Source organism: Pseudomonas sp. S1_G07 (assembly GCF_054668565.1).
Genome location: NZ_CP162778.1, coordinates 484,368 through 505,218 on the forward strand (window position 1 = coordinate 484,368; position 20,851 = coordinate 505,218).

Below are 20,851 nucleotides of genomic sequence, written 5' to 3' on the forward strand. Positions count from 1 at the left end.
AAATTTCTCCTGTTAGTGGGCGACAGCCGCAGCGCCGTGTTCGTCGATCAACGCACCGTTGTGGAAACGGTCGATGGAGAAAGGTGCGGCCAATGGGTGCATTTCACCTTTGGCCAGGCTCGCGGCAAACACGTTGCCTGAGCCGGGGGTGGCCTTGAAGCCACCGGTGCCCCAACCGCAGTTGAAGAACATGTTCGGTACCGGGGTCTTGGAAATGATCGGGCACGCATCCGGCGTGGTGTCGACGATGCCGCCCCACTGCCGGTTCATGCGCACGCGCGACAGCACCGGGAACATCTCGACGATTGCCTGGATGGTGTGTTCGATCACCGGGTACGAGCCGCGCTGGCCATAGCCGTTGTAGCCGTCGATACCGGCGCCGATCACCAGGTCGCCCTTGTCGGACTGGCTGATGTAACCGTGCACGGCGTTGGACATGATCACGCTGTCGATAATCGGCTTGATCGGCTCCGACACCAATGCTTGCAGCGGGTGGGATTCGATCGGCAGACGGAAGCCCGCCAGCGAAGCCATGTGCCCGGAGTTACCGGCGGTCACCACGCCGACGCGCTTGGCGCCGATAAAGCCTTTGTTGGTTTCCACCCCGATGCACACGCCGTTTTCCTTACGAAAGCCAATCACCTCGGTCTGCTGGATCAAGTCCACGCCGAGTGCGTCAGCGGCGCGGGCAAAGCCCCAGGCCACGGCATCGTGACGGGCCACGCCGCCGCGCCGTTGCACGGTGGCGCCGAGCACCGGGTAACGGGTGTTCTTCGAGCAGTCCAGGTACGGGATCTCGTCGGCCACTTGCTTGGCATTGAGCAGTTCGCCATCCACGCCGTTAAGGCGGTTGGCGCTGACACGACGCTCGGAGTCACGGATGTCCTGCAGGGTGTGGCACAGGTTGTACACGCCACGCTGGGAGAACATCACGTTGTAGTTCAGGTCCTGGGACAGGCCTTCCCACAGTTTCATCGCGTGTTCGTACAGGTGCGCCGACTCATCCCACAGGTAGTTGGAGCGCACGATGGTGGTGTTGCGCGCGGTGTTACCACCGCCCAGCCAGCCTTTCTCGACCACGGCCACGTTGGTGATGCCGTGTTCTTTGGCCAGGTAGTAAGCGGTCGCCAGACCATGCCCGCCACCGCCGACGATGACCACGTCGTAGACCTTTTTCGGGGTCGGCGTGCGCCACATCTTCTGCCAGTTTTCGTGATGGCTGAGGGAGTGCTTGAAGAGGCCGAAGCCCGAGTAGCGTTGCATAGTCATTACTCCAAAACCGCGCTCAGCGATAAACCGGGAAATCAGCGCACAGGGCAGACACGTGCTTGGCCACGTTGGCCTCGACATCGGCGTCGCCGAGGTTGTCGAGGATGTCGCAGATCCAGCCGGCCAGTTCGATGCACTGCGGCACTTTGAAACCACGCGTGGTCACCGCCGGGGTGCCGATGCGCAGGCCCGAGGTCACGAACGGCGACTGCGGGTCATTCGGCACCGCGTTCTTGTTGACGGTGATGTGAGCGCGACCGAGAGCGGCATCCGCCTCTTTACCGGTGAGGCCCTGACGAATCAGGCTGACCAGGAACAGGTGGTTATCGGTGCCACCGGACACTACATCGTAGCCGCGTTTGATAAATACGCTCGCCATGGCCTGGGCGTTGTCGATCACTTGTTGCTGGTACGCCTTGAAGCCTGGCTCCTGGGCTTCCTTGAAGCACACAGCCTTGCCGGCGATCACGTGCATCAGCGGGCCGCCCTGGGCCCCCGGGAATACAGCAGCGTTGAGTTTCTTTTCGATTTCTTCGTTGGCCTTGGCCAGGATCAGGCCACCCCGTGGACCGCGCAGGGTCTTGTGGGTAGTGGTGGTGACCACATCGGCATACGGCAGCGGGTTCGGGTACAGGCCGGCGGCGACCAGGCCGGCGACGTGGGCCATATCGACGAACAGCAGCGCGCCGACTTTGTCGGCGATGGCGCGAAAGCGTGGGAAATCCAGGGTCTTGGAGTAGGCGGAGAAACCGGCCACGACCATCTTCGGCTTGTGCTCGACGGCCAGGCGCTCGACTTCGTCGTAGTCGATCAGGCCGGTGTCGGTGTTGATACCGTACTGCACGGCGTTGTACAGCTTGCCCGAGGACGACACCTTGGCGCCGTGGGTCAGGTGGCCGCCGTGGGCCAGGCTCATACCGAGGATGGTGTCGCCAGCATTCAACAGGGCCAGGTACACCGCGCTGTTGGCAGACGAACCGGAGTGCGGCTGTACGTTGGCGTAGTCGGCGCCGAACAGTTGCTTGGCGCGTTCGATGGCCAGGGCTTCGACCTTGTCCACGTGCTCGCAACCGCCGTAGTAGCGCTTGCCCGGATAGCCTTCGGCGTATTTGTTGGTAAGGCCGCTGCCTTGCGCTTGCATCACACGCTTGCTGGTGTAGTTCTCTGACGCGATCAGCTCGATATGATCTTCCTGACGCTGCTCCTCGGCATTCATCGCCGCCAACAGTGCGTCGTCATATCCCTGGATCTGGTCTTGTTTGCTGAACATCGCGTCTCTCCCAGCCTTTCGTATTGTTGAGGCCCGTGCAGGGCCCTTTGATGCGATGGTAGGGCTGGCGTAGACAGGTCAAATGCCTACGGACGCCACGCAAAGGTGCGTTTACGACATTACCGAAACAACACCGAACAAATGTGGCAGGGCGATGACGTGGCGGAGGAATAGCAGCAGGAGGAAATGCAGCGGATAAAGGGCATAAGCCCAGCGGCGCATGGCGGGTGGCCTGGCACTCTTCGCATGTCGCAATAAGACCAGGCCGGCCAATGGCGCGATCAGGCACGCGACCAATCCCAACAGCGCCACCGGCGTGCCGCTATTGAGCAGGATTTGCCATTGGTTGGCGGCCACGCAGACCAATCCTGGCAACACACTGAAATACCAAGGCCGACGAAACACCAGCAGCATCGCCAGCGGCAGCAATACACCAAAAAAACCGAACATTAATTGCGTCGAAAATATTGCCGCTATCGTGACCGCAATCAGCGCCAATCCTCGGTCAATCACCGATTTCTGCCGCCATCCTCTAGCAACCAGCAGGCCCAGTGCCAAGGTTGGCAACACGTTCAACGTATCGGCATCCTCGATAAACAGGCGGTATGGCGCCTCACTGATCAGGCTGAACAGCAGCAGCCAACCCAGGTAACGCCAATGGCCGGTCACCGGCGCACCGCCGGCCCGATGCAGGTTCGCCGCAATCGCCAGGCAAAACCACGGGAACGCCAGGCGCCCCGGTACATACAGACCATCCAGGCTCAAACCGACGTAGCGCAGATGGTCGAGGACCATGCACAGCAGCGCCAGCCACTTGAGCAAATCCAAAGCACCATCGCGGACGCGTCCGACAGGCATCATTGCAGTACCGTGCATAATTCCCCAACGACTTTGCATTTACAGCGCGTGCGCACCCCAGCCTATGTTGGTTAAAGTGCGCACCAACATCGACCACAGGAATGGGCCATGACTGACAAGAGCCAACAATTCGCCAGCGACAACTATTCGGGCATCTGCCCGGAAGCCTGGGCCGCCATGGAACAAGCCAACCACGGCCATCAGCGTGCTTATGGCGACGATGAATGGACCCACCGCGCCGCCGACGGTTTCCGCAACCTGTTCGAAACCGACTGCGAAGTGTTCTTCGCCTTCAACGGCACCGCCGCCAACTCGCTGGCGCTGTCGTCCTTGTGCCAGAGCTACCATAGCGTGATTTGCTCGGAAACCGCTCACGTCGAGACCGACGAATGCGGCGCGCCGGAGTTCTTCTCCAATGGCTCCAAGCTGCTCGTCGCACGCACCGAAAACGGCAAGCTGACACCGGAATCGATCCGCGAGATCGCCCTCAAGCGCCAGGATATCCACTACCCCAAGCCGCGCGTGGTGACCCTGACCCAGGCGACCGAAGTCGGCAGCGTGTACACCCCCGAGGAAATCCGCGCCATCAGCGCCACCTGCAAAGAGCTGGGTTTGAACCTGCACATGGACGGCGCGCGCTTCTCCAACGCCTGCGCGTTCCTCGGCTGCTCACCGGCCGACCTGACCTGGAAAGCCGGTGTGGACGTGCTGTGTTTTGGCGGCACCAAGAACGGCATGGCGGTGGGTGAAGCGATCCTGTTCTTCAACCACAAGCTCGCCGAAGACTTCGATTACCGTTGCAAACAGGCGGGCCAGCTGGCCTCGAAAATGCGTTTCCTGTCGGCCCCCTGGGTGGGCCTGCTGGAAAACGACGCCTGGCTCAAGCACGCACGCCACGCCAACCATTGCGCCCAGTTGCTGAGCAGTCTGGTTGCGGACATTCCCGGCGTGGAATTGATGTTCCCGGTGCAGGCCAACGGCGTGTTCCTGCAACTGTCGGAACCGGCTATTGCCGCACTCACGGCCAAGGGCTGGCGTTTCTACACCTTCATCGGCAAAGGCGGCGCACGGTTCATGTGCGCGTGGGATACCGAGGAAGATCGCGTAAGAGAACTGGCCGCGGATATCAGGGTAGTGATGAACGCCTGAGCCGAGTGAATACTGGCGCAATGCCGAGACTGTTATCTGTTATTTCCGACAGCAGCACGCCTGACTTTCATTGACTAGCCTCTTGGAACCCGCAAGGAAACGGCCGCTGCAGCGGCCGACCTTTCGGGCACAACCGCCCGCCGAACAACCGGCTGGAAACGGAAATCCAGAAGAGGTTTGAATCATGGAATATCAAAGCAACGGCAACACCCTCAAAAGCGACGGCACTATCAGCACTACGGTGATTGATTGGGATGAGTTCAGAAAGGTCGCCAAAGTCGGCGACACCATCCGCGAACCGTCGAGAACCTTGAGGATCTACGAAAAAGTCTATGAATTGACAGCTTCAGGCCAGCACTTCGTCGTCCACATCTACGCCCAGTAACCTTCTGATCATTCCCACGCTCTGCGTGGGAATGCCTCCCCGGACGCTGCGAGTCCAAGCCACCCCCCGATTCAAGGACGAATCCATGGGCAGAAGCCGCTACATCATCACCGAACCCGAAAAGCCACACTTCCTTACCTGTACCGTCATGGAGTGGCTTCCACTGTTTACCCGAGATTACATCGTAGGCCATCTTTTAGAGTGCTGGCGTTATCAGCAACGCCACAAAGACTTAAGTCTTTATGGCTACGTCATCCTCGAAAACCACCTGCACTTCGTCGCCCAGGCGCCCGACCTGAACAAGTGCCTCAGCCAATTCAAATCATTCACCGCGCGAACCATTATTGATGACCTGCATAGCAAAGGCGCTGAACGGTTATTACAACGCCTGCGCTTCAGCAAACGCGCGCACAAGACGGATAGGGCTTATCAACTCTGGCAGGAAGGCTCGCATGCTGAGTTGGTATACAGCGAAACGGTGATGCGCCAGAAGCTTGATTACATCCACCACAATCCTGTGAAGAGGGGCTACGTGGATCTTGCCGAACACTGGCGATACTCAAGTGCTCGCAACTATGCGGGGATGGAAGGCCTGATTGGCATCCAGCGCTGGTACTGACAGATCGTTCCCACGCTCTGCGTGGGAACGCAGCTCGTGACGCTCTGCGTCACAACACGCACAGGACTGGCGCCAGACCTGACGGCGGGACGCGGAGCGTCCCAAGAGGCGTTCCCACCCGGAGCGTGGGAACGAGCTGAACCCGGTCTATCAGCACTCAATGATCGTTCCCACGCTCTGCGTGGGAGCGCAGCCCGTGACGCTCTGCGTCACAACGCGCACAGGACTGGCGCCGGGCCTGACGGCGGGACGCGGAGCGTCCCAAGAGGCATTCCCACCCGGAGCGTGGGAACGAGCTGAATCCAGCGCTGGTACTGACAGATCGTTCCCACGCTCTGCGTGGGAACGCAGCTCGTGACGCTCTGCGTCACAACACGCACAGGACTAGCGCCGGGCCTGACGGCGGGACGCGGAGCGTCCCAAGAGGCGTTCCCACGCGGAGCGTGGGAACGAGCTGAACCCGGTCTATCAGCACTCAATGATCGTTCCCACGCTCTGCGTGGGAACGCAGCCCGTGACGCTCTGCGTCACAACGCGCACAGGACTAGCGCCGGGCCTGACGGCGGGACGCAGAGCGTCCCAAGAGGCATTCCCACCCGGAGCGTGGGAACGAGCTGAACCCGGTCTATCAGAACTCAATACGCACATCACCCTTGGGCACGCTGCAGCACGACAGAATGTAACCCTCGGCTTCGTCTTCCTCGGTAATCCCGCCGTTGTGCTCCATCTCCACCTCCCCGCCCAGCTTCATCACCTTGCACGTGCCGCAGATGCCCATGCCGCAGGCTTTGGGGATCATCAGCCCGAGCTTGGCCGCCGCGGCGTGCACGGTTTCGCCCGGCGCCACGCGGATGCTCTTGCCGGACGCAATAAATTCCACCTGATGCAGGTCGGCCAGGTCGATCTCCGGGGCGTCCGCCGCTTGTTCGGCTTGCTCCACCGCATCGGCACGCGCCTCCGGTGGCGTAGCGCCGAAGGACTCCTCGTGGTAGCGCGTCATGTCGAAACCGGCCGCTTCCAGCAGGCGCTTCACCGCGTTCATGTACGGCGTCGGGCCGCAGCAGAACACTTCGCGCTCGAGGAAGTCCGGCACCATCAGCTCGAGCATCTTGTGGTTCAGGTAACCGCGATACCCGGCCCAAGGCTCGCCCAGGCCGTGTTTCTCGCAGATCAGGTGCAGGCTGAAGTTATCGATCCGCGACGCCATGTGTTCCAGCTCGCGGTGGTAGATGATGTCTTTAGGCGAACGGGCGCTGTGGATAAACGTCATGTCGACGTTGGCGTTGGTGTCGTAAAACCAACGCGCCATGGACATCACCGGGGTAATGCCGACGCCGCCGCTGAGGTACAGCACTTTGGGGTTGGGAAAATCCATGGCATTGAACAGCCCGACCGGACCGTGTACCGCCAGTTCCTGGCCTTCATGCAGGGTGTCGTGCAGCCAATTGGACACCTTGCCGCCCGGCACCCGTTTAATGGTCACCGAAAAGCTGTAGGGCACCGACGGCGAGCTGGAAATGGTGTACGAGCGCATGATCGGCTGGCCTTCGATTTCCAGCTCCAGGGTGACAAATTGCCCGGGCTTGAAAAAGAACAGGATCGGCTGGTCAGCCATAAAGCAGAAGGTGCGCACGTCCCAGGTTTCCTGGATGACTTTGACGCAACGGACGATGTGCCGACCATTGGCCCAGGTCTGGGTCGTTACCGGATTCAGGAAGCTATTGGACATGCTGATTCTCCACTGCCGATATTCGGCTTTATGGTGGCGATTCTGCGTAACGCGAGAACCGCCCATTTACCTATCTGCGACATTCACATACTTATCGCGACCAGCCCCCAACTACCTAGGGTTGCGCGTCGGGATCAGATTGGGCCATGTCGTTCATGGATAAGGTTCGTCGCATCGCCGGCCCCACACTCGTTCCAAACAAACACGCTGTTTACGCCTTGCTGCAAACCTGATCAGCCACTATTCGCCGGCCACACAGAATGGCCAATGAGGACACACACGATGGACGTCACCGCAACCTTAAGCTTGGGCGATCCGCTGGAACCCGCACGCAAGGCCACCGCGCAGATGCTGCAAGAGCGCGAGCGCACTTTCTCACTGCCACAGCCGTTCTACTCTGATGAACGGCTGTTTGATATCGACATGCAGGAGATCTTCCAGAAAGAGTGGCTGATCGCCGGCATGACCTGCGAGATCCCGACCAAGGGCAACTACCTGACCCTGCAAGTGGGCAAGAACCCAATCATCGTGATCCGTGGCGCCGAAGGCGTGGTGCATGCGTTCCACAACGTCTGCCGCCACCGTGGCTCGCGCCTGTGCACCAGCGACAAGGGCAAGGTTGCCAAACTGGTCTGCCACTACCACCAGTGGACCTACGAGCTGGACGGCCGCCTGCTGTTCGCCGGCACCGAGATGGGCGCCGACTTCGACATGAAGCAATACGGCCTCAAACCGGTGAACGTGAAGACCGCCGGCGGCTACATTTTCATCAGCCTGGCCGAAAACCCACCGGCCATCGATGATTTCCTGTCGACCCTGAACCACTACATGGAACCCTACGACATGGAGAACACCAAGGTGGCGGTGCAAACCACCTTGATGGAAAAAGCCAACTGGAAGCTGGTGCTGGAAAACAACCGCGAGTGCTACCACTGCAACGCGTCGCACCCCGAGCTGCTCAAGACCCTGCTGGAATGGGACGACGTCACCGACCCACGCGCCGACCAGGCGTTCAAGGACCACGTGGCCGCCTCCGCTGCCGCCTGGGATGCCGAGAAGATCCCTTACGCCCACGCCAGCTTCGGCCTGCGTAACCGTATCGTGCGCATGCCGCTGCTCAAGGGCACCGTGTCGATGACCCTGGACGGCAAGCAAGGCTGCAAAAAGCTGATGGGCCGTATCCAGAACCCGGACCTGGGCTCGATGCGTATCCTGCACCTGCCGCACTCGTGGAACCACTGCATGGGCGACCACATCATTGTGTTCACCGTGTGGCCGATCAGCGCCCAGGAAACCATGGTCACCACCAAATGGCTGGTGCACAAGGACGCCGTGGAAGGCGTGGACTACGACGTGGAGCGCATGCGCCAGGTATGGGACGCCACCAACGACCAGGACCGTCGCCTGGCCGAAGAAAACCAGCGCGGGATCAACTCCACCGCCTACCAGCCAGGGCCGTACTCCAAGACCTACGAGTTTGGCGTGGTGAACTTTGTGGACTGGTACAGCGAGCGCATGCTCAGCAACCTGGGGGCGGCACCGGCGCCGTATCTCAAGGGCGTTGCAGCTCACGAGTAACGCATTGAGCGTCAGGGTTCCGGCCTGTACAAAAAACAGCCAGAACCCTGACACCCCTTGGTCGCCCTGCCCTCCAGCCTTTGCCCAACAACTTATCCACAGAGCCACCCACAGCAATTGTGGGCAACTGTTCCGCTCTTCTGAAATTAACCGAAGAAAATCCGTGACTTATTCAGCTCTACGGTTTTTCAGTCCGCCTGATCAATTTATGATCAATTCTCTGTAAGCCATGCAACCCGTGGCCTCCAGCAGTGCACAAACACCTTATCCACAGAAGCGCCAACAGAGTTTGGGGGCAACTTCACGATGGCTGTGGAAAACCACTTCAACACGCGAGAAATACGGGCTTTCGGCGAGTTTTCGTGCTCAAAACACAATTTTGGGTGTTTTTTAACCAACTCTTTGTAGGCCACGTATTACTTGGGCTGTAGAAGGTAGCGAACATCTTGTCCACAGATCCGCCAACAGACTTTGGGGGCAAGTTGAAGATCTGCATGCACCTTATCCACACGGAAAAACCTGTAAAAACCGTCACTTAGCCTGTTCATTTTTCATACAGAAGGCTACAGCCCTGGGTTTACGCGCTCTGTGGACAACCGCAAACACCTTATCCACAGCCCCGTGCACAGCGTTTGTGAGTAACCTACCGCTCGTCAGCTGACTGATCAAAAAATACTCAATTCAAAAGTTCATCTACACTCATTTCTGCAGTGACATCCAATAGCCTGGGTAAGTGCGGAAGTCCTTGGCGCAAGAATAAGGAGGTACCACAGTGATCTGGCAGGGCACACCCAGCCATCACTGCGCCAAAGGTTTTACGCTGATTGAATTACTACTGACGCTGGCCCTGCTGGCCACGCTTTCGACAGTTGCTTATCCGCTGACGGCGTTGATGGGTAAACGCGACCGGGAACTGGACTTGCAGCGTTCGTTGCGAGAAATACGTCGCGCGATCGACGCCTATAAAGAAGCCAGCGACGACGGCCGTATCGAAAAAAGTATCAGCGACAGCGGTTACCCGCCCTCCTTGCAGGCACTCGTCGAGGGGGTCACGGACAAGACCGATCTCAAAGGTAAAAAACTCTTCTTCCTGCGCCGCATTCCGCGCGATCCCGTGTGCGAGTGCCCCGAGCTTGCGCCCGCACACACCTGGCAGTTGCGCAGTTACAAGAGCACGGCGGATAACCCACAAGAGGGAGAAGATGTATTTGACGTTTCATCCCGCAGCACTCGGGAGAGTTTGAATGGAACGTTATACAGCCAGTGGTGATCGGGGTTTTACCCTGATCGAACTGCTGGTGGTGATGGCCATCATCGCCACCCTCATGACCCTGGTCACCCCCCAGTATTTCCGCCAGCACGCCAAGGCCCAGGAAACCGTGCTGCGCCACAACCTGTCCTCCATACGCCAGGCCCTGGACCAATACCGCGAAGACCACGGCACCAACCCCGACTCCCTGCAAGCCCTGGTGGACCGCCGTTATCTGCGTGAAATCCCCAAAGACCCGATCACAGGCAGCCGCGACACCTGGCTGCTGCAACCTTCCGACGAACAAGGCCTGGGCGACGTACGCAGCGGCGCTCCCGGCACAGCCAACGACGGGAGCGCTTATGCAGACTGGTAAACACCGCCAGCAGGGCTCGGTGTTCATGGGCATGTTGGTGACCGTGGCCGTGGTGGCCGTGATGCTGATGGAAGTGGGCACGCTGTGGTCCAGCGTGCTGCAACGCGAGCGCGAGTTGGAATTGCTGGCGCGCGGCAATGAGATTCGGCGGGCCATCGGGCTGTATTACCAGGCCGGCAGTACCTTTCCCAAATCCCTCGAGGACCTGGTGCTCGACCGTCGCCAACCGACGATCAAACGCTACCTGCGCCGGCGCTACACCGACCCGCTGACCGGCAACGCCGAGTGGGGCGTTGTCGCCGGGCCCGGAGAAACCATCATGGGCGTGTTCAGCAAGGCAAAAGGCAGGCCATTCAAACAAGGCAACTTTTCAGTCATCAATCACAGTTTTACAGGACAGGGCAGTTATCAAGGGTGGGTGTTTCTGTACGGTTCTGGACAGAGTAACCCTGCAACCCGCACTACTCCCATGGGAGATCAGCTGACTCAATGATTTCAACTGCATAAGCACACTGATCGTTCCAGCAGTTCGGAACTTGGTTATCTGAATTGAAGGTGGACTAGAGCATGAATAACTTACAGCGATATACGAGCAATTTAATCAAGTGGATGCTGGCGGCACTGCTATTGTTCCCCGTGTGGGGATGGGGGCATGGGATGCTGGATTATCCCACCGCACGGCAAGGCATATGCATATCGGCGGGCAATTACAACTGGCCTGCCGATGGCTCAGGCATAACACCCGGCGCGTGCAAAACAGCCGCGATGATCTGGCCGACCCCGACAGAGCGCTTGTATCCCCTTTCACACTGGCATGAGTTTGCCAGTAACGTAGACGGGCATCGCGACCTGGAAAAACTCAAAGCGCATATCGTCGATGGAACACTGTGTTCAGCAGGGGACCCGAGGAAAAGAGGGTTCGACCTGGCGCTTGCCGATTGGCAAAAAAGCCAAGTGACGTTGGTAAATGGCAAAATGCCAATACGTATCGTTGGCCCACAACCTCACGTGCCGAGCTACGTCCGGGTATTTTTAACCCGCCCCGGCTACGAGGCCAGAGCCCCATTAAAATGGGACGATCTCCAACTGATACACACAGAAGAGCTCAGCAATTATCGTACGGATTGGGCGGCGAGCATCGCCCCGAAACCTACATACCAACCAGCTCCCATCGGTTTCTTCCAGTTCGATGTTCCCGTGCCCAACGGGCAAACGGGCAATGCAATTCTTTATATCTACTGGCAGCGTGAAGATGCGGGTAACGAAGGGTTTGGCAACTGCGCTGACATCACTTTTGGCGGCACTGTTATTCCAGCGCCCTGGACACCGAAAGGACCGTTCATTGGCCCCGATATCGACGCTAAAGTAGGCGACACCGTCAGATTGCGCGTATTCGGGAGCACCAAGGCATTCACTGAAATCGTCGACGAATCAGTCAAAATCACCTCAGCCAACGTAACGCCGACTCAGTGGGGCGGCGAGTTGAAGAACCTCCTGGCCAAACATGAGCAGATTGTTCAGGTGGGGGTGCTGACAGGAAACAATGTGATTTTTGATCCAGTCAACATGGCCGCTAACCAGATCTATGTTGCCAACAAAGATCACTCTGTCCAGATGTCGGTGATTGCCGGCGGTACGGACCCTATTGAGACACCGCCCGTTGCACGCATTACAGGCCCCACGACGCTGAAATCAGGACAAGACTTCACGTTCAATGGAACAGGCTCAACGGGGGCTCATGACTTGCTCTATGAGTGGTCTGTGCCTGGGATGATCGGGCCACAGAATGGACCGACCATCAGCGGCAAAGCCTTGCCCGTCACGGAGTCGCTTCCTTCCGCGGCTCGGCTGCTCGTTCGTGACAAGGTAAATGGCAAAACCAACCAGGCGGTGTTCAACTTTACCGTTACACCAGCAGAGGACGACGGAGATTACCCTGCTTGGGTAAAAGACGGTGGCTATAACAGTGGCTCGAAAGTATCCAATCATGGAATGAAGTTTGAGTGCAAACAGGGCCCTGAGGGCGCATGGTGCGGACAGAACGAAAACGAACCAGGCAAACCCGGCTCTACTTTCTGGCAACGGGCCTGGGATGTTAAATAGTTAAAATTAATAACATTGCGCCGCACTCAGGTGCGGCGCTCTCAGCTATCAAAGTCGCTGCTATAGTTAGTTGACACGTATTGTCAGCATGCAAAATCAGTTCAGCGTCTTCTAGTTTCACAGTACGCAGTCCTACCGGCGGTGCCCGCATAACAGCGGGCCGGGAGAGTGATACATAACCGCCGTACCTTGGCACTCCCAACAGGGTATCTCCATGCGCACTTGCACAGTTATCCACACCCCCCAACGCGGCTTCACCTTGCTGGAGTTGCTGGTCGTTCTGCTGATCATCGCCCTGCTCGCCGGCTACGTCGGCCCGAAGATGTTCGATCGCCTGGAACTGGCCAAGGTGCAAACCGCCCAGGGCCAGATGAAGTCCCTGGCTGATGCCTTGAACCAGTACCGCCTGGACAACGGCAGCTACCCCGACGAAACCCTCGGCCTGAATGCACTGAGCACACGGCCCGCCAACGCCAACAATTGGCAAGGCCCGTACCTCAAGTCAGTGCCTCCAGACCCCTGGGGTAACCCCTACCTGTTTAAAAACCCCGGCACCCCGCCCAACGATGCCGAGATCATCTCCCTGGGCCGCGATGGCAAGGCCGGCGGTGTGAACACCTACGCCGACATCGTGTACGGGCTGTGACCCGCCATGCACACGCTGCGGATGGCCCTGATCTTGCTGTGCCTTTCGGGCATCGCTCGGGCCAACTGCTGGCAGTTGGCGGCCAGTCGTTACCACATCGACCCCCTCCTGCTGTACGCCATTGCCAAGGTTGAATCGGGCCTCAACCCGCGTGCGCGTAACGTCAACAGCGACGGTAGCCAGGACATCGGCCTGATGCAGATCAACAGCCGCCACTTGCCGGCATTGGCGCGCTTCGGCATCACCGAACAGCACCTGATGACCCAGCCCTGCACCAGCGTGATGGTCGGTGCGTGGATTCTGGCCGGTTTCATCCGCGAACAAGGCTACGGCTGGCAGGCGGTCGGCGCCTACAACGCAGGCGCCAAGCCGGGCCGTGAAACCCGGCGCTCGCGCTACGCCCTGGCGGTGTGGCGCTACTACGCTGAGTTGCTGCAACAGCGCCAGCAACTGGCGAGGCAAACGCCATGATCGACATTGACGCGCGCATCATCCGCGAGGGCCATTTGCAGTCTTTGCAGCTGCAAGCCGTCGACCTGGCCCAGGCGCGCCAGCAACTGCTGGCCGAGGGTGCCCAGATCGTCTCGCTGAAAGCCCGCCGCCCACTCAAGTTACCCCGCCGGCGCAGCACGTTTGCCCTGGGCCTGTTTATCCAGGAACTGGTGGTACTGCTGGACGCCGGCCTGGTGCTGGTAGAGGCCGTGGAGACCCTGCGCGACAAAGCGCCCGCCGGCGTCAACCGGCAGGTCATGAGCGATTTGCTCGCCTCGATGTATGAAGGCAACTCCTTGTCCAAGGCACTGTTGCTTAAGCCGCAGGTGTTCCCGTCGCTGTTGATCGCCACCGTGGCGTCCTCGGAACACAGCGGCCAATTGGCCGTGGCCTTGCGTCGTTACCATCATTTCGAAGCGCACCTGGAGACCGTGAAAAAGCGCGTCAGCGGCGCCCTGATGTACCCCTTGGTGGTACTCAGCGTCGGCGCGTTGATCCTGCTGTTTTTACTGTTCTTCGTGATTCCGCGTTTCGCCTCGGTGTTCGACGCGGTCAGCGACCTGCCCGCCACCGCGCGCTTCATGGTGTGGTGGGGGGCGCTGGTGGACGCGCGCGGCATGCAGTTGCTGCTCGGCCTGGCGCTGGTGATAGCCGCCCTGGTGCTGTTGTTTCGCAGCGCCGGGTTCAAGCGGCGCGCGGCCAACCTGTTCTGGAAAATCCCCAGCCTGGGCGCCCAGCGCACGCTGTTTATCCTCGCGCGGTTTTATCGCACTGCCGGCATGTTGCTGATGGGCGGGATGCCGGTGGTCACGGCGGTGGAATTGGCCGGCGCCCTGCTGCCCGCCGAGCGTCAAGCCGCACTGCGCCAGGCCATGACCGATATCCAGGCCGGCCAGCCACTGTCCACCTCACTGGCCCGGCACCAACTGACCACAGCCGTGGCCGAGCGTCTGCTGCGGGTGGGTGAACAAAGTGGCGAATTGGCAGCCATGTGCGAGCGCATTGCACAGTTTCACGACGAAGCGCTGGAGCGCGCCATCGAAATGTTCAGCAAGGTCTTCGAACCGCTGCTGATGCTGGTGGTGGGCGGCTTGATCGGCCTGATCGTGTTCATGCTGTACATGCCGATTTTCGAATTGGCGGGTTCGATCCAGGGGTGATGCGATGAGCGATGAAACACGCAAATGGCAGGCGCTGGCCACCCAACGGGGCATCACCCTGTCCGCTTACCTGACGGAACTGCTGACCAAAGCGCCGGAGCAATTGCACGCCGTCGCCTTGCCGCTGGGGCTGCTTGACATCGCCGCAGACACACTCAGCGAAAACTGGCGTTTCGACCTGCTCCCCTTGCCCCAGGCCTTGGTGCATAACCTATTGCCGATCGATTACCAGGGCCAGCCCTGCCTGGTGCTCGGCGACCCGTTCACCCTGGCCAGCCGGCATTGGTTGCAGTCCTCCCAGGCCTTGCGCCAACTGCCCCTGGCCATGAGCCTGCCTGGCGCGGTCAAGGCGCAATTGACCCTGGCCGAAGCCAGCCAGCGGGTCATGCAGCCCTTTGGTGACGACGACGAGAACGCTCGGGTCAGCCAGGCCGCCCAGGAGATCTCCCTGAGCAGCATCGCCCGCGACGACAACCCGGTGGTGCGCCTGGTCAACTCCATGTTGTTCGATGCGCTGCAAAGCCGAGCCAGTGATATCCATGTGGAAACCACGCCCATGGGCCTGGTCATCAAGTACCGTATCGACGGTGTGTTGCAGCAGATGGGCCAGGCCAGCGGCCTGGACATGGCCGAGCAGGCGCTGTCGCGGATCAAGGTGCTGTCGGAATTGGATATCGGCGAGCGCAGAGTGCCCCAGGACGGGCGCTTCAAAATGAACATCCAGCGCCGCGAGGTGGATTTTCGCGTGTCGATCATGCCCAGCATCCACGGCGAAGACGCGGTACTGCGCATCCTCGACAAATCCCAGCGCGGCGAGTCCCTGAGCCTGGAAAACCTTGGGCTCGCCGCCGATACCATCGCGCGCATCCGTGCACTGGCCAGCGAACCCTACGGCATGTTGCTGGTGACCGGCCCCACCGGCAGCGGCAAATCCACCACGCTGTACGCGGCCTTGTCGGAGACCAATACCGGCGAAAAAAAGATCATCACCATTGAAGACCCGGTGGAATACGAACTGCCCGGCGTGCTGCAAATCCCGGTCAACGACAAGAAGGGCCTGACCTTTGCTCGTGGCCTGCGCTCGATCCTGCGCCATGACCCGGACACGATCCTGGTCGGAGAAATCCGCGACGGCGAAACGGCAGGCATTGCGGTGCAGGCGGCGTTGACCGGGCACTTGGTGATGTCGTCGGTACACGCCAACAGCGCCTTCAGCGTGCTGGAACGCTTTACCTACATGGACGTGGATCCGGCCAGTTTCGTCGAGGCGCTCAACGGCGTGGTCGCCCAACGCCTGGTGCGCCGCGTCTGCCCGGACTGCGCCGTAGAAGCCAAGCCCGACCCTGACCTCGTTCGGCTTGCCCAACTGCCCGAGGCCCCGCTCAAGCACAGCCGCTACTGCGTGGGCAAAGGCTGCGAGGGGTGCCGCCACACCGGTTATCGTGGCCGGCTCGCATTGGCCGAAGTGCTGACCCTGACCGACCGCATCAAGGAAGGCCTGCTCAACCGCAGCTCCGCCTCCACCCTGCGAGAACTGGCGCGTGAAGCCGGCCATGTGTTCATCCGCGATATCGCGCTGGCCCATGCGGCTCAGGGCGACACCACGCTCAAGGAGGTGCACCGTGTCATTTCCCTTTATTGAACACGTGGTGTGGCTGCACAGCGCCGGCGCCGAATGGGCGGCTCGCCCACGCTGGCGCGGTGCGCCTGTCTGGCACGCGCAGCAGAGCGGTGAGCCATTGGCGGCGTGCGCCGGGCTGTTGGCACAGGCGCCCCGAAGCCGCGTGGGGTTTCTGGACCGAGCCACGGTGCTGCTGGGTTTTCCCCATGTGCAGTACCTGATGCTGGGCTGGCAAACCGGCGTGTACAGCCAGGCCGACTGGCAAGGCTTCGCGCAAGCCCTGTTCAACCAACAGGCGGGGATCGACCCCGAGCACTGGCACGTGCAAGTCGCCAACAGCCCGTTCGGCCAACCGCGCCTGGCGGTTGCGACGCCACGGGACTTGCTGCAAGACCTGCGCGACCTGTTCAAGCTGAGCCGCCTGCCCCTGATGGCCTGCACGCCGCTGCTGACGGCGGTAGCCCAGCAGTACTGGCGACAGTTGCCCGATGACTGCGTGCTGGCGGTCCCCGAAGCCGGCAGCCTCAGTTGCCTCTATCGCCAACAGGGCGTGACCGACCAGGTGTGCGTCATACCGACCCCGCCCGACAGCGCCTTGAGCGACAACCTGTTTACCGCAGACCTGCTGGTCGAGCGCCATGCCCCGGCCACTCTGGTCGTCACCAACAGCCCGACGGCAAACCGCCTGGGGCCCATGCACCCGTGGCTGGAGTCGACACCATGACGTCCAGGCTCGCCCGCGCCTGGCAGCAACACCTGCGCGCGCCCCGTGCGCCGGACGTTGATTTCCAACGCGCCAGCGCGACCCATCGGCCCCTGGTGGCCGTGCTCTGGCTGGTTACAGCGGCGCTGCTGCTGGGCACCTGGCACCACTGGCAAGGCATGGCACACCAGCAACAACAGACCGACGCACTGGAGCAGCAATTTATCCAGCTGACCCGCCGACAAGAGCAGTTGATCCAGGCCGCCATTCATCTGTCGCCCCGGCAAAAACAACAGCTGGCGGCGTTCACCCAACAGAAGGCCACGCCCTTGCCGCTGATGGATGCCGTGGCCCAGGCCTGGTCCCGGGAAATCGCCCTGACCCGCGTGGAGGTCAATACCCAGGCCCAACAGGTTCACCTGGAGCTGGAAACCAAACAGCTCAGCGACGCGTTTCGCTTCGTGGACCGGCTCAAGGCCCAGCCAGGGGTACGGGTCACCCTGCAACAAAGCGCCCTGAAGACCAACGACCCGCAGCATCCGGTGCAGGTCAAACTCAGCGTTGGCGCAGGATAGCCGCCCATGGACACACTCACTCGCCACCTGCCGCGCCTGCGCTGGCAACTGCAGCAATGGCAACACCGCCTGGGTTTCTGGGGCCTGCTGGCGCTGGGGTTGATCGCGGCCGCGCTGTTGATCGAGGCCGTGGTGATTCATCCAGCGAGCAGCGCCGACCGCCAACGTCGCCAGGAACTTCAAGCCGGTATCGCCGCACAGCCCCAGGACGTGCGGGTGACCGAACCTGCGGTGATCGAAAAGCTGCCCACGGCGGACGACTTTGCCCCACGCCTGGAAAAGCTGCTGGGCCTGTTGACGCAGCGCGGCTTCATCCTCCAGCAGACCACCCTGGCCTACTCCGCGCCAGGTGACACCGGACTGCAGCGCCTCGATGTCGAGATCCCGCTCACCGGTCCCTACAGCCTGTTGCGCGAGGCCTTGACTGAGCTCATTCAAGAGCCCGGCGTGCGCATCGAAAGCCTCACGCTGGAGCGCAAAGAGATCACCAGCGGCATGCTGAATATCAGCCTCAAGGTCAGCGTACTGGGGGTGGTGGAATGAAGCTGCCACTGTATCTGCGTGTGCTGTTGTTGCTGACCCTGATCGGCTGCGGCTGGCTGTTCTGGCAGGACACACCCGAACTCCCCGCGAGCGCGCCCACACCTATCGTCGCCAAACCGGCAGAACCCGAGCACACCGCCGCTCCAGCACCAGAGGCGCCCAGCACCACGCTCGACCTGTTCCCCGCCCAAACCTGGACACCCCCGCCACCGCCAAAACCAGTGGACACCTCACCGGCCAAACCACCGCCACTGCCGTTTACCGTCAGCGCGCAATGGCGCTACGAAAACCAATCGAACATCGTCGTGCTGCGCGGCAATGGCCGCCAGTACACCTTGTGCACCCGCTGTTCGATACCGGGGCGCATCACGCCCGGCAAGATGCTGGACGCCCATTACCGCCTGGACAAACTCACCGACAGCGCCGTGGTACTGACCTACATGCCACTCAAGCATGCCAGCACCCTGCGCCTGGACACCCATTGACTCAGGAAGGGCACGATCATGACGACGCGGACATGGATTCGCCTGAGCCTGGCGCTGATGGCGCTGAGTGGATGCGAGACCGAACGAGCGATCAAGCAAAGCGATGAATTTCGCCAACAGGGCGACATCGTGCGCTCGGTCGAAGTGCTGCAAACCGAAGCCAGGGAAGACCCCGACAATATCCAGCTGCGCACCGCCCAATTCGGCAAGCTGGAACTGCTCGTTGCCCAATACAGCCGCGAGGCCAGCGCTGCGCTGCTGCGCGGCGACGATGCGGCGGCCATCCGCGCCCTGGAAACCATCCTCAAATACGACCCCAGCAACCTCGGCGCACGCCAGGAAATCCAGAGTATCCAAGCCATGAAACAGCTGCGCCCGCAGCTGGCGCGGGCGTATGAGATGAAACGCGCCAACCCGGTGGAAGCCCTCAACCTGGTGCGCCAGATCATCGCGCAAAAGCCCAACTACCGAGAGGCCCTGGACTTTCGCAATGCCCTGACCCGCGAGCTGGTCAGCGCCGACCTCTCCGAAGCCATGCGCAAGCCCCTGAGCCTGGAGTTCAGCGCCCAGAGCCTGACCACGATTTTCGAGACCATCGCGCGGCTGTCCGGGGTCAACTTTGTCATCGACAAGGACGTCAACCCGAGCGCCGCGGCGAGCATGACCGCGAGCAGAACCACCGCCGAGGATGCGCTGAACCTGCTGCTGACCACCCAGGGCCTGGAGAAGAAGATCCTCAACGCCAACACCATCCTGATTTACCCCCGGCGCCCGGACAAAGAGCGGGAGTACCGGGAACTGGCGGTGCGCACGTTCTACCTCAGCCACAGTGACCCCAAGGTGGTGGGCGCCGAGATCAAGCAAGTGCTCAAGCCCAAGGAGGTGCTGGTGGACGAGCGCCTGAACGCGGTGATTGTGCGCGACGGCCTGGACACCCTGAGCGCCGTGGAAAAACTGGTGGAGGCCATCGATATTGCGCAGTCGGAGGTGACCATCGATATCCAGGTGCTGGAGGTCAGCCTGACGGACGAGTTGAACCTGGGGATCAAGTACCCGGAGAGCGTCGGCGTGTCCGTGGGCAACCTGGCCAATGTGCCCGCCGGGCTGGCCGGCCCCCCTATCAGTGCGCTGCGCGGCATCAATGGCGACAATATCCTGCTCGATTCCGGCAGCACCTCGGCGCGCATCAACATGCTGCAGCGCAGCGGTAACACCGTGACCCTCGCCAACCCCAGGGTACGGGTGCGTAACCGCGAAGAAGCGGCGGTGAATATCGGCGATAAAATCCCGGTGGTTACTACCACCACCGCCAACCAGATCACCACTTCGTCGGTGTCTTACCAGGACGTGGGGCTGCAGATCACGGTCAAGCCCAATATCAGCCTGAGCGATGAGGTGAACCTGGAATTGAACGTGGAAATGAGCCATATCACCAAGCGCATTCCCGGCTCGGAAAACGTGCCGGCCACCTTCGAGCTGGGCTCGCGCTCCACCAAGACGCTGCTGACCGCGCGCAACAATGAGACCCAGATCGTCTCGGGGCTGATCCGCACGGCGGATGTCGACGAAGGCTCGGGGTTGCCGTGGTTGAGCCAGATCCCATGGATAGGCAAGAAGCTGTTTGGCACCAACCAGAGTACCCAGCAGAAAACCGAGATCATCCTGCTGCTGACGCCGAGGATCGAACGCAACCTGGACCTGCCGATCTCCCAGATCAGCACCTTTCACAGTGGCACCGAGGCGCGCAGCTCAACCCAGGGGATGATCCTGCGCGATACCACCGAAAAGATGATTCTCAAACCGACCGGAGGCGACCCTACGCCCGCGTTGCCACCGCCGATGCAGCAGCCGGATTCGACCTGGCAGGCACTGCCGCCGCCGTTGCCGGAGTTGGTGCCCAAGCCGGCGCCAGCACCTGAGCCCGCGCCCCAATGAAGACCCAATGTGGGAGCGGGCTTGCTCGCGAATACGCCGTGTCAGTCGACTTATTCATCAACGGGCAGCATGCACTCGCGAGCAAGCCCGCTCCCACATTTTGGTG

The 20,851-nt window shown here is 60.7% G+C and carries 21 protein-coding genes; 17 read left to right on the forward strand and 4 right to left on the reverse strand.

Features of this window, described 5'->3' with window-relative positions; all coding sequences use genetic code 11:
- Nucleotides 1-12: 12 nt before the first annotated feature.
- The 3 genes from AB4O05_RS02295 to AB4O05_RS02305 all read right to left on the reverse strand — a co-directional run bounded on the left by AB4O05_RS02295 (nucleotide 13) and on the right by AB4O05_RS02305 (nucleotide 3,415).
- A complete protein-coding gene (locus AB4O05_RS02295; RefSeq protein WP_010207084.1) occupies nucleotides 13-1,263 on the reverse strand; it encodes a sarcosine oxidase subunit beta in 1,251 nt (416 codons plus the stop codon).
- Nucleotides 1,264-1,285: 22 nt separating this feature from the next.
- A complete protein-coding gene (gene glyA / locus AB4O05_RS02300; protein WP_367235712.1) occupies nucleotides 1,286-2,539 on the reverse strand; it encodes a serine hydroxymethyltransferase in 1,254 nt (417 codons plus the stop codon).
- Between the two features lie 111 nt (nucleotides 2,540-2,650).
- The gene (locus AB4O05_RS02305) at nucleotides 2,651-3,415 is read right to left on the reverse strand and encodes a TraX family protein (protein ID WP_460133450.1); all 765 of its coding nucleotides are present in this window, start codon (nucleotides 3,413-3,415) and stop codon (nucleotides 2,651-2,653) included.
- 90 nt (nucleotides 3,416-3,505) lie between these two features.
- On the opposite strand from AB4O05_RS02305, the gene AB4O05_RS02310 reads away from it, so the two are divergent.
- The 3 genes from AB4O05_RS02310 to AB4O05_RS02320 all read left to right on the forward strand — a co-directional run bounded on the left by AB4O05_RS02310 (nucleotide 3,506) and on the right by AB4O05_RS02320 (nucleotide 5,550).
- On the forward strand, nucleotides 3,506-4,546 hold the full coding sequence (locus AB4O05_RS02310; RefSeq protein WP_460133449.1) for a threonine aldolase family protein: 1,041 nt from the start codon (nucleotides 3,506-3,508) through the stop codon (nucleotides 4,544-4,546).
- 184 nt (nucleotides 4,547-4,730) lie between these two features.
- Nucleotides 4,731-4,931 carry a hypothetical protein gene (locus AB4O05_RS02315; protein WP_460133448.1) on the forward strand — a complete coding sequence of 67 codons (201 nt, stop codon included), beginning with the start codon at nucleotides 4,731-4,733 and terminating at the stop codon, nucleotides 4,929-4,931.
- 85 nt (nucleotides 4,932-5,016) lie between these two features.
- Nucleotides 5,017-5,550, forward strand: coding sequence for an REP-associated tyrosine transposase (locus AB4O05_RS02320; protein WP_460133446.1), 534 nt, complete (start codon nucleotides 5,017-5,019; stop codon nucleotides 5,548-5,550).
- A 628-nt stretch (nucleotides 5,551-6,178) separates the two neighbouring features.
- On the opposite strand, the gene gbcB is transcribed toward AB4O05_RS02320, so the two are convergent.
- Nucleotides 6,179-7,279, reverse strand: coding sequence for a glycine-betaine demethylase subunit GbcB (gbcB, locus tag AB4O05_RS02325; RefSeq protein WP_460133444.1), 1,101 nt, complete (start codon nucleotides 7,277-7,279; stop codon nucleotides 6,179-6,181).
- A 282-nt stretch (nucleotides 7,280-7,561) separates the two neighbouring features.
- On the opposite strand from gbcB, the gene gbcA reads away from it, so the two are divergent.
- The 14 genes from gbcA to AB4O05_RS02395 all read left to right on the forward strand — a co-directional run bounded on the left by gbcA (nucleotide 7,562) and on the right by AB4O05_RS02395 (nucleotide 20,745).
- Nucleotides 7,562-8,857 (forward strand): glycine-betaine demethylase subunit GbcA, encoded by a 1,296-nt coding sequence (gbcA, locus tag AB4O05_RS02330; protein ID WP_460133442.1) that lies wholly within the window; start codon nucleotides 7,562-7,564, stop codon nucleotides 8,855-8,857.
- A 775-nt stretch (nucleotides 8,858-9,632) separates the two neighbouring features.
- Nucleotides 9,633-10,127 (forward strand): type II secretion system protein, encoded by a 495-nt coding sequence (locus AB4O05_RS02335; RefSeq protein WP_460137705.1) that lies wholly within the window; start codon nucleotides 9,633-9,635, stop codon nucleotides 10,125-10,127.
- Entirely contained in the window at nucleotides 10,102-10,482 is a 381-nt protein-coding gene (locus tag AB4O05_RS02340; RefSeq protein ID WP_460133440.1) for a type II secretion system protein, read from the forward strand. The genes AB4O05_RS02335 and AB4O05_RS02340 overlap by 26 nt, the downstream gene beginning before the upstream one ends.
- Nucleotides 10,469-10,975 (forward strand): type II secretion system protein, encoded by a 507-nt coding sequence (locus AB4O05_RS02345; RefSeq protein WP_460133438.1) that lies wholly within the window; start codon nucleotides 10,469-10,471, stop codon nucleotides 10,973-10,975. Before AB4O05_RS02340 ends, AB4O05_RS02345 begins: the two co-directional genes overlap by 14 nt.
- Nucleotides 10,976-11,049: 74 nt before the next feature.
- Nucleotides 11,050-12,585 carry a lytic polysaccharide monooxygenase gene (locus tag AB4O05_RS02350; RefSeq protein WP_460133435.1) on the forward strand — a complete coding sequence of 512 codons (1,536 nt, stop codon included), beginning with the start codon at nucleotides 11,050-11,052 and terminating at the stop codon, nucleotides 12,583-12,585.
- 214 nt (nucleotides 12,586-12,799) lie between these two features.
- Nucleotides 12,800-13,231 carry a type II secretion system major pseudopilin GspG gene (gspG, locus tag AB4O05_RS02355; protein WP_460133434.1) on the forward strand — a complete coding sequence of 144 codons (432 nt, stop codon included), beginning with the start codon at nucleotides 12,800-12,802 and terminating at the stop codon, nucleotides 13,229-13,231.
- 6 nt (nucleotides 13,232-13,237) lie between these two features.
- Nucleotides 13,238-13,702: a transglycosylase SLT domain-containing protein gene (locus AB4O05_RS02360; RefSeq protein ID WP_460133432.1), complete on the forward strand. Its 465-nt coding sequence runs from the start codon at nucleotides 13,238-13,240 to the stop codon at nucleotides 13,700-13,702.
- Nucleotides 13,699-14,883, forward strand: a complete 1,185-nt coding sequence (locus AB4O05_RS02365) for a type II secretion system F family protein (protein WP_460133430.1) — start codon at nucleotides 13,699-13,701, stop codon at nucleotides 14,881-14,883. Before AB4O05_RS02360 ends, AB4O05_RS02365 begins: the two co-directional genes overlap by 4 nt.
- A gap of 4 nt (nucleotides 14,884-14,887) precedes the next feature.
- Nucleotides 14,888-16,525, forward strand: a complete 1,638-nt coding sequence (locus AB4O05_RS02370) for a GspE/PulE family protein (protein ID WP_460133429.1) — start codon at nucleotides 14,888-14,890, stop codon at nucleotides 16,523-16,525.
- Complete coding sequence (locus tag AB4O05_RS02375; protein ID WP_460133428.1) at nucleotides 16,506-17,228, forward strand: hypothetical protein; 723 nt, start codon at nucleotides 16,506-16,508, stop codon at nucleotides 17,226-17,228. Before AB4O05_RS02370 ends, AB4O05_RS02375 begins: the two co-directional genes overlap by 20 nt.
- Nucleotides 17,225-17,782 carry a hypothetical protein gene (locus AB4O05_RS02380; RefSeq protein WP_460133426.1) on the forward strand — a complete coding sequence of 186 codons (558 nt, stop codon included), beginning with the start codon at nucleotides 17,225-17,227 and terminating at the stop codon, nucleotides 17,780-17,782. The genes AB4O05_RS02375 and AB4O05_RS02380 overlap by 4 nt, the downstream gene beginning before the upstream one ends.
- 6 nt (nucleotides 17,783-17,788) lie before the next feature.
- Nucleotides 17,789-18,325 carry a hypothetical protein gene (locus tag AB4O05_RS02385; protein ID WP_460133424.1) on the forward strand — a complete coding sequence of 179 codons (537 nt, stop codon included), beginning with the start codon at nucleotides 17,789-17,791 and terminating at the stop codon, nucleotides 18,323-18,325.
- A complete protein-coding gene (locus AB4O05_RS02390; RefSeq protein WP_460133423.1) occupies nucleotides 18,322-18,810 on the forward strand; it encodes a hypothetical protein in 489 nt (162 codons plus the stop codon). The genes AB4O05_RS02385 and AB4O05_RS02390 overlap by 4 nt, the downstream gene beginning before the upstream one ends.
- An 18-nt stretch (nucleotides 18,811-18,828) precedes the next feature.
- Nucleotides 18,829-20,745 (forward strand): secretin N-terminal domain-containing protein, encoded by a 1,917-nt coding sequence (locus AB4O05_RS02395; protein ID WP_460133421.1) that lies wholly within the window; start codon nucleotides 18,829-18,831, stop codon nucleotides 20,743-20,745.
- Nucleotides 20,746-20,851 lie beyond the last annotated feature (106 nt).

Bases quoted from the DNA above. Each gene is read 5' to 3' on its own strand.
- AB4O05_RS02295 (WP_010207084.1), bottom strand. From the start codon at position 1,263: ATGCAACGCTACTCGGGCTTCGGCCTCTTCAAGCACTCCCTCAGCCAT.
- glyA (WP_367235712.1), bottom strand. From the start codon at position 2,539: ATGTTCAGCAAACAAGACCAGATCCAGGGATATGACGACGCACTGTTG.
- AB4O05_RS02305 (WP_460133450.1), bottom strand. From the start codon at position 3,415: ATGCACGGTACTGCAATGATGCCTGTCGGACGCGTCCGCGATGGTGCT.
- AB4O05_RS02310 (WP_460133449.1), top strand. From the start codon at position 3,506: ATGACTGACAAGAGCCAACAATTCGCCAGCGACAACTATTCGGGCATC.
- AB4O05_RS02315 (WP_460133448.1), top strand. From the start codon at position 4,731: ATGGAATATCAAAGCAACGGCAACACCCTCAAAAGCGACGGCACTATC.
- AB4O05_RS02320 (WP_460133446.1), top strand. From the start codon at position 5,017: ATGGGCAGAAGCCGCTACATCATCACCGAACCCGAAAAGCCACACTTC.
- gbcB (WP_460133444.1), bottom strand. From the start codon at position 7,279: ATGTCCAATAGCTTCCTGAATCCGGTAACGACCCAGACCTGGGCCAAT.
- gbcA (WP_460133442.1), top strand. From the start codon at position 7,562: ATGGACGTCACCGCAACCTTAAGCTTGGGCGATCCGCTGGAACCCGCA.
- AB4O05_RS02340 (WP_460133440.1), top strand. From the start codon at position 10,102: ATGGAACGTTATACAGCCAGTGGTGATCGGGGTTTTACCCTGATCGAA.
- AB4O05_RS02345 (WP_460133438.1), top strand. From the start codon at position 10,469: ATGCAGACTGGTAAACACCGCCAGCAGGGCTCGGTGTTCATGGGCATG.
- AB4O05_RS02350 (WP_460133435.1), top strand. From the start codon at position 11,050: ATGAATAACTTACAGCGATATACGAGCAATTTAATCAAGTGGATGCTG.
- gspG (WP_460133434.1), top strand. From the start codon at position 12,800: ATGCGCACTTGCACAGTTATCCACACCCCCCAACGCGGCTTCACCTTG.
- AB4O05_RS02360 (WP_460133432.1), top strand. From the start codon at position 13,238: ATGCACACGCTGCGGATGGCCCTGATCTTGCTGTGCCTTTCGGGCATC.
- AB4O05_RS02365 (WP_460133430.1), top strand. From the start codon at position 13,699: ATGATCGACATTGACGCGCGCATCATCCGCGAGGGCCATTTGCAGTCT.
- AB4O05_RS02370 (WP_460133429.1), top strand. From the start codon at position 14,888: ATGAGCGATGAAACACGCAAATGGCAGGCGCTGGCCACCCAACGGGGC.
- AB4O05_RS02380 (WP_460133426.1), top strand. From the start codon at position 17,225: ATGACGTCCAGGCTCGCCCGCGCCTGGCAGCAACACCTGCGCGCGCCC.
- AB4O05_RS02385 (WP_460133424.1), top strand. From the start codon at position 17,789: ATGGACACACTCACTCGCCACCTGCCGCGCCTGCGCTGGCAACTGCAG.
- AB4O05_RS02390 (WP_460133423.1), top strand. From the start codon at position 18,322: ATGAAGCTGCCACTGTATCTGCGTGTGCTGTTGTTGCTGACCCTGATC.
- AB4O05_RS02395 (WP_460133421.1), top strand. From the start codon at position 18,829: ATGACGACGCGGACATGGATTCGCCTGAGCCTGGCGCTGATGGCGCTG.